The organism is Trinickia sp., from assembly GCF_057351765.1.
On record NZ_JBMRBK010000003.1, the window covers coordinates 74,609 to 91,912 of the forward strand.

Genomic DNA, 17,304 nt, shown 5'->3' on the forward strand with positions numbered 1-17,304 from the left:
GTTCGAGCCAGGTGCCCGGCGCTGCTAGCTACTCGTCCCTCAACGGCCGTTCCAACGCATAACGCCGGCAATGTTCGAGGTATTGCGCTTCATGCATCACGAGCAATTCGACGATACTGCTCCAGAGCCACGACGGCGCCTCCGACGACTTCGGTCGCCTGGTGTGCAATGCGGCGAGCCATGCTTTGCGCGTCGCGGCATCCATCTGTCCCGCATGCGCGCGACCGACGACACGCGCCAGAAAATACGCCGCTTTCACCGCGTCGCGCTCGGACAGGTGCTCGGCCTCGACCTTCAAATCCTGAGGCATCAGCTCGCGGACCACAGCCGAGCATCCATCGAGCCGAGCAGCGATCATGCGCTCGCCCAGCAACGGCGAGACATGACGTGCCCCTTCCACCACACGTTTCGCATCGTCACGCGGCATACGATGCCCGTGAGCAACCGGCGCCGCGGGCGCGGCCGCTTCCTTGATGTCGATGAGGCGCGGTGGGCCGTCCGTGGAGTTCGCCCCATCGACGCCCAATAACACCGCATATCGGCGCCGGCCCAGCGAACTGCATCCTTTCACCCAATAAGCGGCATCGAGCACGCGGATCGCCGACGCGTCTCGCACCGTCTCGCCCAGCACCGTTCGAATCAGAGCCGGCCCCCCGGCCTCGAACAGTGCGTGCACAGCCTGGTTCTCGTCGTCCGACATCGCCCAAAAGCGCTTGCCGAGCGAGATGTGGGGGCGGACATGCCGGATATTCTGGCGTGCAAGCTTACGCTGCGAACTGTGCAGCGCTTCCTGCATCGCGATCCTGACCACCTCCGGTCGTTGCGACCGGCTCGCGTCGTCAGCGCGCCGGTCGTCGAATGCCTGTTCATACCCGTCGAGCAGCGCACCCGCGATGCGGCTCACGATCACACCCGGCAAGTCCGAACGGCATGCCGCGGTGGCCAGCGATAGCCCCAGCCGAAGCAGGTCGTGCACCGGATTGCCGATCACGCTCTGATCGAGATCCCGGATCTGAACCGCAACCTCTCCCTCGGCGTTGGCAACCGGGCCAAGGTTGCCCAAATGACAATCGCCGCAAATCCACTCGTCCGGCCCCACCGGTAACCTGCCGGCCGCCTGAGTCTTTACCCATTCGTAAAAGTGAGCGGCGGTGCCCCGCTCATAGGCATGAGGCGAGCGCGCCATTTTCTGCCGGCGCAACTCGGCCAGCACGCATTGCCTTGCGTCAGGCGGAGGATATTGCGCGGATTTGGCCGATTTCTTTGACACGGTGCCTCCACGGACAGGAGTGGTCCGCACCTATCGCAGCTAGCTCAAAGCGTGCCAGGACAGCGCGGCACCCGATTTCGTCGGACGGACCGTATCGCTCCGATTCGACACTGCCCGCCTGCCCACCGAGAGCCAGCCGGCTCAACTCCCCAGCAAACGCGCCATTCGCGAAAGCCCGAGTTCAAGCTCCTCGTCGGACACCCCGCCCGCCCCGAGCCGCAGGTGCTGCGGGCACGCATACGCGTCGCCCGACATCACGAACGTGTTGTACGGCGGCATCAGCAGCTTGTGCGCAAACGCTCCCGCGGTTATCGGCAGATCCAGATATGCAAGTCCGAGCAGCCCCGCCGCCGGCCGGCGCCAGCGCAAGGCCGGCTGATCGGCAACGAACCGGTCGAGTCGTTCGATCCGTGCATATCCGACCGCTCGCGAGCGCTCGACGGCGAGCGCGAATCGATCCGGACGCAGTGCGATCTCGGAGATCCGCTCGCCCATCACGTTCATGATCTCGCTCGTGTTCTCGCGCAACACCATCGCGTCGGCAATCAGCTTTCGATCGCGCGTGATCATCCAGCCGGTGCGCAGCCCTTGCAAGCCAAGCAGTTTCGACACGCTGCCGGTGCTGATACCGCGCTCGTACATCGTCGCCACGCGCGGCGTTTGCGGTCCTTCCCATTCGAGACCGCGATACACCTCGTCCGAGATGACGTACGCGCCGACACGCTCGGCAATGCCGACGATTCTGCGCAGCGTCGCTTCGTCCTCGACACGTCCGGTCGGATTGTTCGGGTTGCAGATGAAAACGACCTTCGTTTTTGGCGTGACGAGCGCTTCGAGCCGATCGACGTCGAGCGCCCAGCCGCGCGCCTCGAGGCGCGGCGCATACTTCACGACGGCACCGATCTGCTCGGCCAGGACGATCGGCTGCTGCCAGCCGGGCGCATCGATCACGAGCTCATCGCCGGGGCGAAGCAACTGAGTCAAAGCGAGATAGTTCGCCTCCTGCGCACCCGCCGTGATCAGCACGTCGTCGATATCGCATGCGGGACGATATCCGTAACGATCGAGAACCTGGGCACGCAGGCCGCGCGCTCCCTGATAGTCCTCGCTCGACCAATCGAGAGGCATGCTGCCGTCGAGTTCTTCGATGAATTCCTTCAACGAGGGAGAGGGTGAAAGCGAGAACGTCACACAGGCTTCGGGTTTCGCGCGATGCGCGACGAGCCATTGCTCCCAGAAGCTATTGGATGGAACGGGCATGGAGGGCTCCTTAGCTCAACACGGTCGGGCACACGCCCAGACCCAGCGACGCATCGATGACGGCACCGCGCAAAATGCGCGCTTCGTCGCGACACAGATAAAAACAAAGATCGGCGATCTCGCGAGCCTCGATCAGTCGGCCGCCCGGCAGCGAGGATTCGAGCGCCTGCCGCTGCTCGGCCGTCAGCCCGCGCAGCGTGCTCGCTTGAAACATCGGCGTATCCGTTGCGCCCGGGCAGACGGTGAACACATCGATGCCGGTATACGCGAGCGATGCCGCGAGTTGCCGCCCGAGAAAGGCGACGGCCGCCTTACTCATTCCGTCCGCCGCGCGAAAACGCGGAAAATGCGTGATGCCGCCGTCGACCGAACTCACGAAGACGATCTTGCCGCGACCGTGGTGACGCATCGCGGGCAATAGATCGTCGGTCAGCCAAAGCGGCCCGAGCGCATTCACGCGAAAGAACGCTTCGTCCTGAGCCTTGGGGTGCGACGCAACCCGCTCCACCGTCTTCGTGCCGACGCCGGCATTGTGGATGAGGACATCGACAGGTTCGACGAGGCGCTCGACCAGCTCCGCGTGGCTCGCACGATTTCCGACATCGAGCGGCAAAGCGTCGACGCGGAGCTCGCGAAACCGCTCGATCAGATCGAGTGCCCGTCGCCGGCTGTCGTCGTCCGGGCGATGCGTGAAGGTGACGCGGTATCCCCCCTCGGCGAACACCCGAATCAGCTCGATGCCGATGCCGCCGTTTCCGCCGGTCAACAACACACGCCGGGTTGCTTCGTGATTCCCATTCAACATTCAGTACTCCTAAGATGAGCGTCGGACACCATGTCGCTGTCCCGCACGTCGGCGGCAAGTTCGCGAAGCACGGTGCCCAGTCGACGAAAATCGTCGATCGAGTTGTAGATCTGCGCGCAGATACGCAGCGCAAGCCGCCGGCCGTCCGGCCAGGACGCAACGGATACGTCGATGCCATGCATGTCGTACAGGCGTTGCTGCAGCGATGCGGCCGCGTCGATGGGCGCCGCGACGAACGCGTCCGGCAGTTCAAGCGCGATCATGCTGCCGACCATCGAATCGGGTGCGAGCCGTACGAGCGGCACCGCTTGCGCCAACGTGCGCGCGGCATCGAGCGCCAGCTCACGATTGCGCGCATAGAGCGCCGGCAATCCGCCGGGCAGTTGATTCCGCAGAAAGCGAATCGCGTCGGGAATGCATAACAGCGGCGTGGGGTCCGCCGTGCCAAGCCAGTCGAACTCGAGATGCAGCCGCGGACGATCGGTGCTCGATACGCCGTAGCCGCGGCTGATCACGGGCGGATGCAAACCGTCGGCGCGATCCCGCCGTACATGCAGAAAGCCCGCACCGCGCGGAGCGCAAAGCCATTTGTGACAATTGCCCGCGTAATACGCGGCGCCGATCGCGTCGACGTCGAGCGGCAGCATTCCCGGCGCGTGCGCGCCGTCGACCAGCGTATCGACACCGCGCGCCGCCAGTCGGTCGACGAGCGCCGCAATGGGAAAAACGATCGCCGTCGGACTGGTCACGTGATCCAGAACCGCGAGCCGCGTGCGCGCCGTCACGCGATCGAGCACGGCGTCGACGACCGCATCGGGGTGGGCCACGGGGGTCTCGATCCGAGCGACGACGATCCGCGCGCCCGTTTCGCGCGCCACGAAATCGAGCAGATTCCGGCACGACAGGTAAGCGTGGTCCGTCGTCAGGATTTCATCGCCCGCGGCGAACGATCGCGATCGCAGCACGGCACTGAGCGCCGTCGTCACGTTCGGCAGCAGCGCAAGATCTCCCGGGGATGCGCCGATGAGTTCCGCCAGTGCCTGGCGCGCATCGTCGAGTCGAGCCGGAAGCTCGCGTAGAACGAAGGCGCACGGCTGTCGTTCGATTCGGGTGCGCCACTCGGTCTGCCGATCGAGTACCTCGATGGGACAGGCGCCGAGCATGCCGTGGTTGAGACACACGATGCGATCGTCGAGCAAGAAGCGCTCACGCGCGGCTGCGACGTCGAAGGCCGGCTCGCTGCGAGCTTCATGCGAACCGGAAGGGTCGATGCCAACGTGCGTTCCGGGCTGTGACGCATGGGCGCGTCGCGCATCGATGACCCGCAGCAGGTCCTGCCTCGTCGGCCCCGGCGGCGGCGATGGAGGATGCGCCGCCAGCGTACGGCGCACGCGCTCGATGAGCGCGCCGCGCGTAAATATCGCATCGGGCTCCTCGAGCATGCTCGTGCGGCGGGCCAACGCATGCCACACCTCGATGTCATGCCGGCCCGCGGCCGCGATGTGCTGGAGCGTAATCGATTCGTCGCCCAGCGACGGATGAGCCTCGCCGCGCCATAACGCAAGGCGCGCACGATCCTGGGCGACACTGTCGTCGAACCAGGGGCGCAACAGCGTTTGTGCGAGCGCGTCGGCTTCGAGCGCGAGTCGATAGCTGTCGCCCACACCGAGCGCACCGACCATGTCCGCGATCGCAAACGCATAGCGCGCAGCGAGCGACATGCCGCGTGTATAGACCGGGTTCGTCACGCAAATCGAATCCCCGACGCCGATGAGCCCGAGCGCGAGCGGCCGGCGATCGACAACGAAGCGTCGGAAGCGATTCTCGCAGACGGGCCAGCGAAGGACGTCGGAGACCGGTTCTCCGGCTTCGACATCGAGCCATTCGGACAGGCCGGCATGCAAACGGGCCGCCGCGGTGAACGTCTGCGCATCCGATAGCGGCGACAGCATGACGTCGCCGTGCGGAACGATCATCGTCACCGACACATAGCCATGATCCGCGGGGCACGCAATACAGCCGCTCGATGCCGCATAGGCGCCGGCGGAAAGACCCGAGGTCAACTGCACGGCCGGCCGGTTGCGCGACCGGTACCAGCGCGTGAGATAGGACAGGCCGCAGGTTTCCGAGCTTTCCACCGGTGCGGATGCGCCGAGCGCTTGCAGCCACTTTCCCGATGGCGATGCACGTCCCAGCGCGTCGATCGTGAGATCGGCACGCACGTCGCCCTCCGACGTGCGTACCCCTTCGACGACCGGTAAGGGTCCGGGCGCCGCCAGCAGTCCGGTGACGACCACCCGATCGCGCAGCGTCACGTTCGGCTCGGCGCATACGATGCGGCGGACGACTTCCTCCACGAGCGAGCGTCGGCACGACAGGCCGAACAACGCGTCGTCGTCGACGCGCGGCACGGCTTCCTTGCCCGGTTGCAGCGTACCGCCAAACGGCGTCTCGATCGCGCCCGCATCGAGCAACGCCTGCCACACGTCCGGCGCGTGCGAACGCAGTACCTGGCGCCCAAGTGCCGCGAGCGCATGAGTATGACGCGCCTGCGGTACACCTTTGCGCCAGCTCGCATCGAACGGAGTTTCACCGCTCGATGCGCGATCGACGCGCGGCGTCATATCGTCGCGATCGAGCAATTGAACGTCGGCGCCCTTGCGCGCGAGCGCGAGCGCGGCCATCAAACCCGCCATGCTCGCCCCGACGACGACCACGCGAATGCGCGTCATCATCGATCCTCCAACGCCGGGTCCAGCGTCGGGACCGCGGCCTTGCGCAACAACAACGAACGCGCGGCCCAAAGATCCGAAAACACGCGATAGCGCAGCGCGGTTTCGTCCAGATAGTCGACGCCGCTCGAGCCGCCGGTACCGACGCGGCGTCCGATGATCCGCTCGACCATCCGCGCATGCCGCTGCCGCCAGATCACGAAGGCCTGCTCGAAATCGAGCACCGCTTCGATGAGCTCGCGCGGCCATCCGAGCTCGGGTCGTTCCCGGTAGCTTTCGATGTAGAGCAACGCGGCGCGAACCGCACGACGTTTGGCGCGCGTCGCCATATCGGCTTCGGGGTCGTCCTGCGCGCGCAGGTAGGCCTCGACGTTCGATTCGTCGGCCCGCCGGCGGGCCGCGAGGCGCTCGATATCGTCGGGCGGAAGACCGCACTCGACGAGCATTTGCGCGCGGCTGCGGTTCTCGTCGCGAATGGCGCGCACATAGTCGCCGATGAAGCCGTCGACCGTCCCGACGATCGGCAGACGGGAGAGCCATTCATAAAGGCAATCCTTGAAACTCGGGCCTTGCGCGATACGCGCTTCGACGCGTCGGGACGACCATGAGGGCGTGCCGTCCGCCGACTTCAGCGCGTCCTTGAAGCATCGGTTGCCGAGCGAAATGCGTTCGTGGTCCTCGAGCCCCAGCAGGATCTCGACTTCGCGCATCTGCGCCGATTGGAAGCCGCTCGCCGGCGTAAGCGCGTCGCGGAAATCGAGAAAATCCCGTGTGGTCATCGTCTCGATCACCCGGAAATGCTGATTCGCCTGCTCGAAAATGACGATGGCCCGCCGCAGGGAGCGTACGATCGGCGCGACGCGATGATCGTGCGGCATGTCCTCACTTAGCGCATTGCGCGCGAACGTCAATTCACGCAGGATGAGCTTGAACCAAAGCTCGTAAATCTGATGGACGACGATGAAAAGCAGTTCATCGTTACCGACTCCCGATTCGTCCTCACCAAGACCTGTTTGAAGCGCCAACAACTCCTCGACTTTGAGGTAATTCCAGTAATTCGTTTCCTTCATGCGCGACCTCGATCTGCGTTTTTGCAACGGAATGCGCGGTCGACGAATGCGACCGTAGGGACCCGCTCAGATCGCGGTCTTCTTGAACTCGGCCCACTTGGCCAGATCGTCGTATGCGGTTGCCGCGAACCGTTCCCATATCGCGGTCGCGGGTACGCGGGGCTTGACGATCAATTCGATCCGGTGGCCGCTCGGATCGTTGCAATACCAGGAGCTCGCGAGCTCGCCGTGCACGACGGGCCCTTCGACTGCCACGCCGCGCTCGCGCAGCCGTGCACAGATGGCCTCGGCGCGCGTTTCATCCTCGACCTCGAGCGCGAGATGTTGTGCCCAATCGTTTTCGACGGGTAGAACCGGTTCCTTGCTGCCGTGAATTTCGAAAAAGCAGATATAGCTGCCGTCTTCCATTTCGAAGAAGACATTGTTGTTGATGGCCTTGAGCCCCGTCGACGGGATGTGATTGATCATCGTCGCGGCAAATTTCATCCCGATTCCGTTGACATAAAAGTCGACGGTTTCAGCGGCGTCCTTGCATCGATAGGCAGCGTGATGAAGCTTTTTCGGCATGGGCATTCCTTTTTAACGATACGAGGCAAATCGCCGTTCGGCGAGGAGGGAAAACGTTTGCCGCTTGCGGCAACCGTTAGCGTTGCGCAAGAGCATTCATTCGGAGTCAGCTAATGAAGTGCTGCAGGAGGATTGTCGAAAAGTCGCGACGGTCCGGGGAGGATGGGGGGCGAAAACGAGAGGACGACAGCGAAAAGTAGAACCAATGCAACGCGGCGAGAGCGCCGGTACCCGCACGACCTTCAGCGAGCAGGAAAGCCGTTACGTCTGCCATCTGATGCAGGGCGTGACGAAGCCGCGCCCTGCATCAGTCGACCTACATCTCAACGACGTGCCTTCGCGAGCGTCACCGTCTCGAAGAGCTCGTACTCCCCGGTCGGGACGCGGTCCGCGCCGGGCGCGTGATAGTAGTTCATCGTGATGGTGGTCTTGCCGCCATGCTCGCCCGGATCGACATCGAACACCGCGATGCCGTAGCCCGTCTCGGTATCGCGCTTCGCGGACCACACCGCGTCTTCCACCGCGTCGGCCGGCGCACGCACGAAGGTACCCGCGCTCGCACCCGGCATCGGACGGTTCGGCTTCGTGAATACCTTCGCTTGCGCGATGCCGGTGCCAGTGTCGACGCCATACACATCGAGCGGCGCACTGGTGCCGCCACCGCCGAGGATCAGGTGGATCGTCCCGCGCGTCGTGTCGAAGGTATTGGCACCGTACTGCGCATGACGCACCGGTCGCGGCGTCAGCGTATCGACGCGCTCGCCCGTCGCCAGGTCCGTACCCATGTACCGGAAGCAGCCGCACACCGGATAGCTGCGCTCGTAGTCGTGATCGTGCCCACAGAGTACGAGGTCGACGCCAAAGCGCTCGAAGAGCGGCAGCCACGCCTCGCGCAATGCCTTGTCCGAACCGTTGCCTGTCTTCGACGAACTCAGCGCGTCCTGATGCATCTGCACGACGATCCAGTCGACATCGCGGTCGTCCGCGGCGCGGCGCAGCGTTTTCTCGAGCCAGCGCGTCTGCTCGCCGTTGCTGTAGCCGCGCACGTATAGCGAGGTTCCCGGCGCGATCGGCGGATTGCCCGTGCCGGGTGCGGGCACGAGCGGCGCGGGGCCCGCGACGAATGCGGCGGCATCCTGATACACGACGTCATCGGCATCGAGCGAGATGAACAGCACCGAGCTCACCTGAAACGCGTACCAGCGCCCTGGGAAACGTGTGCCGTTATCGGGCAGCGTATAGCGCGTCAGATAGGAGTCGAGACCCTGCGGGCCGTTGTGAAACTCGAGTTCATGGTTGCCCGGGCACGGCATCCAGGGACGATTGGCCGCCGATGTCTGGTTGTTGTTCCCGAAATCGCGCCACACATCGGTCTGATGCGCCGGGTTGAGGTTCGCGTAACACAGGTCGCCGTTCAGCAGGTGAAACAGCGGCTGAAACCGCTCGACGGCCTCCACCGCGAAGCGGCTTTGCGGCGACGACAGGACCCAGTTGGTGTTAGGCGTTGCCAAATCGCCGTAGCTCGTGAAGCGGAACGGCTTGCGACCGCGCGGAGCGGTCGCGAAGCTCGCGCTGAACGGAGTGCCGACGCGGCTGCTGTTGTCCGCGGTGACTTCATAGCGGTACGTGGTATCGGGCCGCAAGCCACGCACGCGCGCATGATAGGCGAACACGGCGACACCGGAGAGCCCGTCCGTGTACACGCGCTGTACCGCGCGCACGGTTTCGCTGTGGCCATGGTCCGCACTCACGGTGACTCGCGCCCCGGTGGCCGCCGCCTGCGACGCCCACGACACGACGACCTCGCTCGTCGGATCGTCGCCCCACGTCAGATGGATTTGTTCGGGCGTGCCGTCGGCGGCCTCGCCTGCCGAAGCCGCTTTCGCCGCCACGGTCAGCGCGCCGGCCGCGCCCGCGAATCCCGAGGCGCCCGCGAGCTTGAGAAAGCCGCGGCGCGAGACGCTACCGCTCGCATGATCCAAAGACGCATCGATGGTGTTTTTCTTCGTCATGTCCTGTCAGCCCCTCATGTGTCCACGGCCGTGCGCCGGCCGACGCGCTTGCATGTCGCGCCATGCTAGCGGCGGCGAGTGAAGGCCAGATGTCACCCCCCGCACTGCGCGTGCGCCCACTTGTCGTGGCCCGAGCGCCCCCGCCATCCTCTATGCTCCATATCGGCGTAAACCCCTATGAAAATATTTTTTTGTCCTCGATACTCTGGTGAAAATTTACTTACATGACGAACACCACTGCCCCTGGCACCGCGATGAATCCGCCCTCCTCGTCCGTCGTCGAACGCATAGCCGAAACGCTGCCGGCCCTGAGCGACGCGCATCGGCGCCTTGCCGATTACGTGCTCGCGAAGCCGTTCAAGGTTGCGTTGATGAGCATCGACGAATTCGCGAACGCCTGCGAGGTGTCGAATGCGACAGCCAATCGCTTCGTACGCAAGCTCGGTCTGCCGGGCTACCCGCAGTTCCGCGCGCTGCTCGCGCAGGGGTTCGAGGACGCGCTGGCGCCTGTCGAGCGCTTGCGTTTCGAGCGCACGCGCGCCGCGTCGGCGGCCGATGTCTTCGCAGCATCGCTCTATGAGGATCAGCGCAATTTCGAGCTCACGCGCGCCTCGCTGAGCGCCGACCAGTGCGAGAAAGCGGTGCAAGTCGTGCTGGACGCCCGGCGCATCTCCGTCCTCGGCTTCGGGGCGAGCGGCTATCTCGCGGGGCTCCTGCAGCGCAACCTGGCGGTCTATTGCGACACGGTGGAAAACCTCGCGACCATCGGCGGCGTATCGGAAGCCGCGCGCCAGACTTCCCGGCTCCGCACGGGCGACCTCGTCATCGCCATTTGTTTTCCGCGCTATCTGGCCGACACGGTCACCCTGGTCAAGGCCGCACGCGACACGGGCGCCAGCGTTCTCGCGCTCACCGACAAACCCACCTCGCCGATTGCCGCCTGCGCCGACATCTGCCTGTTCGCACATAGCGAGCGCCAATACCTGTCGAACTCGGAGACGTCGGCACTCGGCTTGATCGAAGCACTGTGCGCGGCTGTCGCCCATCGCTCCGCCAATTCGCTCGACGCGGTGGCAAAGGTCACCGAATCGGTGATGCCCTGGCTGAACCACAAGGAAGAAAAGCATGACTGACGCTGTACTCGCCATTCATGGCGGCGCGGGCGCAATGGCGCGCGAAGAAGCTTCGGCGGACGTGCGCGAGGCCTACCAGAACGCCATGCGCGAGATTCTGCGCAACGCCGGACGGATTCTCGACGAAGGCGGCACCGCGCTCGATGCCGTGACCGAAGCCGTGCGCCTGCTCGAGGAATGTCCGCTTTTCAATGCGGGACGCGGTTCCGTCTTCACGAGCGCGGGTACCCATGAACTCGATGCGGCGATCATGGACGGCCGCACGCTCAAAAGCGGCGCGGTGGCCAATCTGCGCACCGTGCGCAATCCGGTGCTCGCCGCACGTGCCGTGATGGAGCGCAGTCAGCACGTCCTGTTCGTTGCGGACGGCGCCGAAGCATTCGCGCGCACACACGGGCTCGAGTGCGTGGAGCCCGCGTTCTTCTCGACGCCCGAGCGCCGTGCGCAGCTCGAACGTGTGCAGCGAACGAGCGCGGATGGGACAGCGCTCGATCACGACGGCACCCCGACCGCGCAATCGGCAGTACCGCTATCGTTTCCGGGCGGCTCGCAAGACAGCGCCCTGAGCTCTGCGCCGCTCGACGAGGGTCGCAAGCTTGGCACGGTGGGGGCCGTCGCGCTCGATGCGCACGGCAACCTTGCCGCCGCGACATCGACGGGCGGCATGACCAACAAGCAGCCCGGGCGCGTCGGCGACACGCCGATCATCGGCGCGGGTTGCTATGCCAGCAACGACACCTGCGCGATTTCGACGACCGGAACGGGTGAGATGTTCATCCGCCTGGTGGCCGCGCACGACGTCGCTGCCCGGATGAAGTACGCGGGCGCTTCGCTCGAACGAGCCTCGCATAGCGTGATCCACGAACAGCTGCCGCTCATCGACGGCAGCGGCGGCCTCGTCGCCGTCGATGCCCACGGCAACGTCAGCATGCCATTCAACACCGAAGGAATGTACCGGGGCTTCATTCGCACCGGACAAGCCCCTGTCGTCGCCATCTATCGGTGACACGCGAACGAGCCCTGTCGCCCCCGGCCTCTATCGATGCGAGCCAAACCATGAACCCGAAAGCTGCACCATTCGAAGACATGGCACCCAGCCAAGTCGTCCGCGTCGACGATCTGAGCGTCGAATTCAAGGGGCCCGAGCGCACGATCCCGGCGGTCAAGCACCTTTCGTTTCATGTGGATCGCGGCGAAACGCTCGCCATCGTCGGCGAATCGGGTTCGGGCAAGTCGGTTACCTCGCTCGCGCTGATGCGCCTCGTCGAGTATGGCGGCGGCCGCATTACGAGCGGACGCATGCAATTCCGCCGCCGGGCCGGTCCCGTCGTGGACCTCGCGCGCAGCAGTGCGCAGCAGATGCGCGCGATGCGCGGTGCCGATCTCGCGATGATCTTCCAGGAGCCGATGACATCGCTGAATCCGGTGTTCCCCGTCGGCGAGCAGATTGCCGAATCGATTCGCCTTCATCAAGGCTTCGGCGCAAGCGCCGCGCGCGCCGAAGCGCTGCGTATGCTCGATCAAGTGCGCCTGCCCGATGCCAGGAACGTACTGGGGCGCTTTCCGCATCAACTCTCGGGCGGCATGCGCCAACGCGTCATGATCGCCATGGCGCTGGCGTGCCGGCCCGCCTTGCTGATTGCCGACGAGCCGACCACCGCGCTCGATGTCACCGTACAAGCGCAGATTCTGCAGTTGATCCGCGAGTTACAGCGGGACATGCAAATGGGCGTGATCTTCATCACGCACGACATGGGGGTCGTGGCGGAAGTGGCCGATCGCGTGCTCGTGATGCTGCGCGGCGAAGCCGTGGAGGATGGCCCCTCGCAGCAGATTTTCGATGCGCCGTCCCATCCGTACACGCGAGCCCTGCTTGCCGCGGTACCGCGGCTCGGCTCGATGCGCGGCACCGATCGCCCCGCGCGTTTTCCTCTGCTCGACGGCGCCGACGTGGCAGGCAAGACGCCAATAGCGGAGGCCCCCGCAACCGCCGCGGCAGCCGCCGACACGAGACGCGAGCCGATTCTCAGTGTGCGCGAGCTCACGACGCGTTTCGACATCCGTACCGGCCTCTTCAGCCGCGTGAAACGCCGCGTTCATGCGGTCGAGCAGGTCAGCTTCGATCTGCATCCCGGCGAAACGCTGTCGTTGGTCGGCGAATCGGGCTGCGGCAAATCGACGACGGGCCGCTCGCTGCTGCAGCTCGTCAAAAGCCAGGGCGGCCGGATCGTATTCGACGGCCAGCCGATCGATAGTCTGCAGGGTGCGGCACTGCGCGATTTGCGCTGCCATATCCAGTTCGTTTTTCAGGACCCATTGGCCTCGCTCGATCCGCGCCTGAGCGTCGGCTACTCGGTCATGGAGCCGATGCGCATCCACAAGCTGTATGACGAGCGCGAAGCCGAAAAACGCATGCGCCATCTGCTCGAGCGTGTCGGGTTGCCGGCCGATGCGGCGCAGCGCTATCCGCACGAATTCTCGGGCGGCCAGCGGCAACGCATCTGCATTGCCCGGGCACTCGCTACCCATCCCAAGGTCATCGTCGCCGACGAATCGGTGTCCGCCCTCGACGTATCGATCCAGGCTCAGATCGTCAACCTGCTGATCGATCTGCAGCACGAACTCGGCATGGCCATGCTGTTCATCTCGCACGACATGGCCGTGGTGGAACGGATCAGTCATCGCGTGGCCGTCATGTATCTCGGTCAGATCGTCGAAATCGGCTCGCGTCGCGACATCTTCGAGAATCCTCAGCACCCCTACACGAAGAAGTTGATGAGCGCGGTACCGATCGCGGACCCGCGTCGGCGCCACCTCGACCGCAAGCTCTCCTCCGACGAGATTCCGAGCCCGATCCGCGATGTCGGCGACGAGCCCGTCGTTGCACCGCTCATGCAGGTCGCTCGGGACCATTTTGTCGCGCAGCATGCCATTGCCGCGCAGTTTTGATGCACCACCACCCTGCTACGAGGAGTTGAACGATGCGTACGTTTCGCGCAAAACAATGGGTCGGCGCCATTGCGCTCGCTTTCGGTGTATTCACGGCACCGATGGCGATGGCCGCAAAGGACGTGACGGTCGCAGTGCAGATCGCCCTGGATTCGCTGGATCCCTACAACACGAATTCGACGCTCGCACAGGCTGTCGGCAAGGCCTATTACGAGGGACTCTTCGGCTTCGACAAAGATCTGAAGGCGCAACCGCTGCTCGCGCAGAGCTATACGGTGAGCCCGGATGGTCTGGTCTATACCCTCACCCTGCGTCAGGGCGTGAAGTTTCATGATGGTACGGAGTTCAATGCGGAAGCGGTCAAGGTCAACCTCGATCGCGTACTGGACAAGAGCAACGGCCTCGCCCGGTACAACCAGTTCAACCGGATCAAATCGGTGGAGGCAGTCAACCCCTCCACTGTGAAGATCACGCTGAATCAGCCGTTCTCCGCATTCATCAACGCACTCGCCCATCCCTCGGCCATGATGATCTCCCCGGCCGCGCTCAAAAAGTGGGGCAAGGATATTGCGTTCCATCCGGTCGGCACCGGTCCGTTCGAGTTCGTGGAATGGAAACCGGCCGAGTACCTGAAGGTCCGGAAGTTCGCCGGCTACTGGCGCCAGGGCTTCCCGAAGATCGATACGCTGACCTTTCGGACCGTGACCGACAACAATACGCGTGCCACGGTGATCCAGACCGGCGAAGCGCAGCTCGCGTATCCGGTGCCGTATGAGCAGGCTGCGCTGCTCAAAGCCAACCCGAAGCTCGACGTCGTTTCCACGCCATCGATCATGGCGCGGTACGTATCGATGAACGTGCTGCAAAAGCCGTTCAGCGACGTGAGGGTGCGCGAAGCGGTCAATTACGCGATCAACAAGGACGCGCTGGCCAAGGTCGCGTTCGCCGGTTACGCGTTTCCGTCGCAGGGCGTCGTGCCCCAGGGGGTGGCATTCGCCGACAAGATGTCGCCCTGGCCCTACGATCCGGCCAAGGCGCGCGCGCTGCTGAAAGAAGCGGGTTATCCGGACGGTTTTTCGACCGCGCTCTGGTCCGGCTATAACGACGGCACCTCGGCCAAGGTCGTGCAGTTCCTGCAACAGCAGCTCGCGCAGGTCGGCATCAAGACGTCGATCGAGTTGCTCGAATCCGGCCAGCGCGTACAGCGCGTGCAACAGGTCAAGGATGCGAAGACCGCGGCGGTGCGCATGTACTACGGCGGCTGGTCCGCATCGACCGGCGAAGCGGACTGGGCACTGCGTCCGCTGCTGACCACCGATGCATGGCCGCCGGTGTTTTACAACACGGCGTATTACTCGAACGCCGATGTGGACAAGGACGTCTCGAATGCCTTGCTGACCACGGACGCTGGGAAACGGCAGCAGCTCTATGCGGATGCGCAGCAGCGCATCTGGAAGGATGCGCCGTGGATCTTCCTGACCACGGACCGCACCCTGGCAGCCGAGAGCAAGAAGCTGAGCGGCTTTTATGTGATGCCGGACGGCTCGTTCAACTTCAGCGACGTCGACCTCGCGCAGTAAGTCGTTTCGTATCTCCCACCGAAGCGCGGACGGCTTGTCCGATCCGCGCTGACCATGCGGGTTCATCATGCTCGTCTATATCGCCAAACGACTGCTGGGCACCCTTCCGACGCTGGTGCTCGTGACGATCGCCGTCTTCATGTTCGTTCACGTGCTGCCCGGCGACCCGGCGCGCCTTGCCGCGGGCGCCGACGCCGACGAGGCCACTGTCGCGCTCGTGCGCCACCAGCTCGGCCTCGATCTGCCGTTGCCCGCGCAATTCGTGCGCTATACGGAACGCATGCTGCATGGCGATCTCGGCGAGTCGCTGCGCACACGGCGCCCGGTATCGCGGGAGATCGCCGATCGTTTCATGCCGACGTTCGTCCTGACGCTGACGAGCATGGCATGGTCGGTGATGTTCGGCCTCGTGGTGGGCGTGACCTCGGCGGTCTGGCGCAATCGTGCGCCCGACGCGATCGGCATGACCCTCGCGGTCTCGGGCATTTCGTTTCCCGCGTTTGCGCTCGGCATGGTGCTGATGCAGATCTTCTCGGTGCAGCTCGGATGGCTGCCATCGATCGGCGGCGGCTCGTGGCGGCACTACATCCTGCCCTCGATCACGCTCGGCGCCGGCGTAGCCGCCGTCATGGCGCGCTTCACGCGTGCCGCCTTCGTCGAAGTGATGCAGGAGGACTACGTGCGCACGGCGCGCGCAAAAGGCCTCTCCGAGTGGATCGTCATCGTCAAGCACACGTTTCGCAATGCGCTGATTCCCGTCGTGACGATGATGGGGCTGCAATTCGGCTTCCTGCTCGGCGGCTCCATCGTCGTCGAGGCGGTGTTCGCCTGGCCCGGCATGGGCAGCCTGCTCGTCGATTCGGTCAACATGCGCGATTACCCCGTCATCCAGGGGCTCATCTTGCTGTTTTCCACCGAATTCATCGTGATCAACATCGTGGTGGATGTGCTGTACGGGCTCATCAACCCGACCATCCACTACGCATGAGGGAGGCCGTGATGAGCGAAATCGAGGCTACCGCGCTGCAACCCGGCGTCGCGCCGCCTGGCCGCGTGCGCACGCCGGCGCGCGAGTTCTGGCGCAAGTTCCGCAAGCAAAGGCTGGCAAAAGGCGCGGGCGCTTTCGTCGTGCTGCTCGTGCTGGTCGCCGTCTTCGCGCCGTGGATCGTGCCTTTCGATCCGGAAAATTATTTCGATTACAACGCGCTGAACGCGGGCCCGTCATGGGCTCACTGGATGGGCGTCGACGCGCTCGGGCGCGACGAATTCAGCCGCATCGTCATGGGCTCGCGCATCTCGCTGGCCGCGGGATTGATATCCGTGGCACTCGGCGCGCTCGGCGGCACGCTCATGGGTCTCATGGCCGGCTATTACGAGGGCTGGTGGGATCGCATCGCAATGCGCATTTCCGATGTCCTGCTCGCGTTCCCCGGTATTTTGCTGGCAATCGGCGTCGTCGCCATTCTCGGTTCGAGCATGGCCAACGTGATCATCGCCGTGGCCGTGTTCAGCGTGCCGGCATTCGCGCGGCTCGTGCGCGCCAGCACGCTGTCGATCAAGCACATGACCTACATCGAAGCGATGCGCAGCATCGGCGCCTCGGATTGGGTGATCGTGTTCCGTCACATTCTTCCCGGCACGATCTCGCCGATCGTCGTCTACGGCACCATGCGCATCGGCACCTCGATCATCACGGCCGCGAGCTTGTCGTTTCTCGGCATGGGCGCCCAACCGCCGACGCCCGAGTGGGGCGCGATGTTGAACGACGCGCGCGCGGATATGCTGCTGGCGCCGCATGTGGCCATTTTTCCGGCGCTCGCGATCTTCCTGACCGTCCTCGCCTTCAATCTGCTGGGCGACGGCCTGCGCGACGCGCTCGACCCGAAACTCGACCGTTGAGCCGACTACGACGGCGAGACAGCGATA

13 protein-coding genes and 1 pseudogene are annotated in these 17,304 nt (G+C 64.5%); 6 read left to right on the forward strand and 8 right to left on the reverse strand.

The genetic code is table 11. The features are described 5' to 3' along the window. Nucleotides 1-28 precede the first annotated feature (28 nt). From ACO1XS_RS00365 to ACO1XS_RS00400, 8 genes and pseudogenes are all read right to left on the reverse strand, one after another. Nucleotides 29-1,270 (reverse strand): DUF2252 family protein, encoded by a 1,242-nt coding sequence (locus ACO1XS_RS00365; RefSeq protein WP_331567594.1) that lies wholly within the window; start codon nt 1,268-1,270, stop codon nt 29-31. Nucleotides 1,271-1,411: 141 nt separating this feature from the next. Further along, nucleotides 1,412-2,530, reverse strand: coding sequence for a pyridoxal phosphate-dependent aminotransferase (locus tag ACO1XS_RS00370; protein WP_331567596.1), 1,119 nt, complete (start codon nt 2,528-2,530; stop codon nt 1,412-1,414). A 10-nt stretch (nt 2,531-2,540) separates the two neighbouring features. Then, nucleotides 2,541-3,335 carry an SDR family oxidoreductase gene (locus tag ACO1XS_RS00375; RefSeq protein WP_331567598.1) on the reverse strand — a complete coding sequence of 265 codons (795 nt, stop codon included), beginning with the start codon at nt 3,333-3,335 and terminating at the stop codon, nt 2,541-2,543. Next, on the reverse strand, nt 3,329-4,498 hold the full coding sequence (locus ACO1XS_RS00380) for an aminotransferase class V-fold PLP-dependent enzyme (RefSeq protein ID WP_331567722.1): 1,170 nt from the start codon (nt 4,496-4,498) through the stop codon (nt 3,329-3,331). Before ACO1XS_RS00380 ends, ACO1XS_RS00375 begins: the two co-directional genes overlap by 7 nt. 1,248 nt (nt 4,499-5,746) lie before the next feature. Further along, nucleotides 5,747-6,070, reverse strand: a pseudogene (locus tag ACO1XS_RS00385) (FAD-dependent oxidoreductase); the annotation flags it as partial. Then, nucleotides 6,067-7,137 carry a tryptophan 2,3-dioxygenase family protein gene (locus ACO1XS_RS00390; RefSeq protein ID WP_331567600.1) on the reverse strand — a complete coding sequence of 357 codons (1,071 nt, stop codon included), beginning with the start codon at nt 7,135-7,137 and terminating at the stop codon, nt 6,067-6,069. The gene ACO1XS_RS00390 and the pseudogene ACO1XS_RS00385, both read right to left, overlap by 4 nt. Before the next feature lie 66 nt (nt 7,138-7,203). Beyond that, nucleotides 7,204-7,704: a VOC family protein gene (locus ACO1XS_RS00395; RefSeq protein WP_331567601.1), complete on the reverse strand. Its 501-nt coding sequence runs from the start codon at nt 7,702-7,704 to the stop codon at nt 7,204-7,206. A gap of 323 nt (nt 7,705-8,027) precedes the next feature. After that, nucleotides 8,028-9,716 (reverse strand): purple acid phosphatase family protein, encoded by a 1,689-nt coding sequence (locus tag ACO1XS_RS00400; protein WP_331567603.1) that lies wholly within the window; start codon nt 9,714-9,716, stop codon nt 8,028-8,030. A gap of 254 nt (nt 9,717-9,970) precedes the next feature. On the opposite strand from ACO1XS_RS00400, the gene ACO1XS_RS00405 reads away from it, so the two are divergent. From ACO1XS_RS00405 to gsiD, 6 genes are all read left to right on the forward strand, one after another. Next, entirely contained in the window at nt 9,971-10,849 is an 879-nt protein-coding gene (locus tag ACO1XS_RS00405; RefSeq protein WP_486389793.1) for a MurR/RpiR family transcriptional regulator, read from the forward strand. Then, nucleotides 10,842-11,855 (forward strand): isoaspartyl peptidase/L-asparaginase family protein, encoded by a 1,014-nt coding sequence (locus ACO1XS_RS00410; protein ID WP_486389787.1) that lies wholly within the window; start codon nt 10,842-10,844, stop codon nt 11,853-11,855. The genes ACO1XS_RS00405 and ACO1XS_RS00410 overlap by 8 nt, the downstream gene beginning before the upstream one ends. Before the next feature lie 50 nt (nt 11,856-11,905). Then, nucleotides 11,906-13,798 carry a dipeptide ABC transporter ATP-binding protein gene (locus ACO1XS_RS00415; protein ID WP_331567607.1) on the forward strand — a complete coding sequence of 631 codons (1,893 nt, stop codon included), beginning with the start codon at nt 11,906-11,908 and terminating at the stop codon, nt 13,796-13,798. Between the two features lie 32 nt (nt 13,799-13,830). Beyond that, a complete protein-coding gene (gsiB, locus tag ACO1XS_RS00420; protein WP_331567609.1) occupies nt 13,831-15,378 on the forward strand; it encodes a glutathione ABC transporter substrate-binding protein GsiB in 1,548 nt (515 codons plus the stop codon). A 67-nt stretch (nt 15,379-15,445) separates the two neighbouring features. Beyond that, nucleotides 15,446-16,366 carry a glutathione ABC transporter permease GsiC gene (gsiC, locus tag ACO1XS_RS00425; protein ID WP_331567611.1) on the forward strand — a complete coding sequence of 307 codons (921 nt, stop codon included), beginning with the start codon at nt 15,446-15,448 and terminating at the stop codon, nt 16,364-16,366. Nucleotides 16,367-16,377: 11 nt separating this feature from the next. Next, the gene (gsiD, locus tag ACO1XS_RS00430; RefSeq protein WP_331567613.1) at nt 16,378-17,277 is read left to right on the forward strand and encodes a glutathione ABC transporter permease GsiD; all 900 of its coding nucleotides are present in this window, start codon (nt 16,378-16,380) and stop codon (nt 17,275-17,277) included. The last annotated feature ends 27 nt before the right edge of the window (nt 17,278-17,304 follow it).

What these genes read in the sequence shown, in the direction of transcription:
- ACO1XS_RS00370 (WP_331567596.1), bottom strand. Translation starts at nt 2,530, where the DNA reads ATGCCCGTTCCATCCAATAGCTTCTGGGAGCAATGGCTCGTCGCGCAT.
- ACO1XS_RS00375 (WP_331567598.1), bottom strand. Translation starts at nt 3,335, where the DNA reads ATGTTGAATGGGAATCACGAAGCAACCCGGCGTGTGTTGTTGACCGGC.
- ACO1XS_RS00380 (WP_331567722.1), bottom strand. Translation starts at nt 4,498, where the DNA reads ATGCTCGGCGCCTGTCCCATCGAGGTACTCGATCGGCAGACCGAGTGG.
- ACO1XS_RS00390 (WP_331567600.1), bottom strand. Translation starts at nt 7,137, where the DNA reads ATGAAGGAAACGAATTACTGGAATTACCTCAAAGTCGAGGAGTTGTTG.
- ACO1XS_RS00395 (WP_331567601.1), bottom strand. Translation starts at nt 7,704, where the DNA reads ATGCCGAAAAAGCTTCATCACGCTGCCTATCGATGCAAGGACGCCGCT.
- ACO1XS_RS00400 (WP_331567603.1), bottom strand. Translation starts at nt 9,716, where the DNA reads ATGACGAAGAAAAACACCATCGATGCGTCTTTGGATCATGCGAGCGGT.
- ACO1XS_RS00405 (WP_486389793.1), top strand. Translation starts at nt 9,971, where the DNA reads ATGAATCCGCCCTCCTCGTCCGTCGTCGAACGCATAGCCGAAACGCTG.
- ACO1XS_RS00410 (WP_486389787.1), top strand. Translation starts at nt 10,842, where the DNA reads ATGACTGACGCTGTACTCGCCATTCATGGCGGCGCGGGCGCAATGGCG.
- ACO1XS_RS00415 (WP_331567607.1), top strand. Translation starts at nt 11,906, where the DNA reads ATGAACCCGAAAGCTGCACCATTCGAAGACATGGCACCCAGCCAAGTC.
- gsiB (WP_331567609.1), top strand. Translation starts at nt 13,831, where the DNA reads ATGCGTACGTTTCGCGCAAAACAATGGGTCGGCGCCATTGCGCTCGCT.
- gsiC (WP_331567611.1), top strand. Translation starts at nt 15,446, where the DNA reads ATGCTCGTCTATATCGCCAAACGACTGCTGGGCACCCTTCCGACGCTG.
- gsiD (WP_331567613.1), top strand. Translation starts at nt 16,378, where the DNA reads ATGAGCGAAATCGAGGCTACCGCGCTGCAACCCGGCGTCGCGCCGCCT.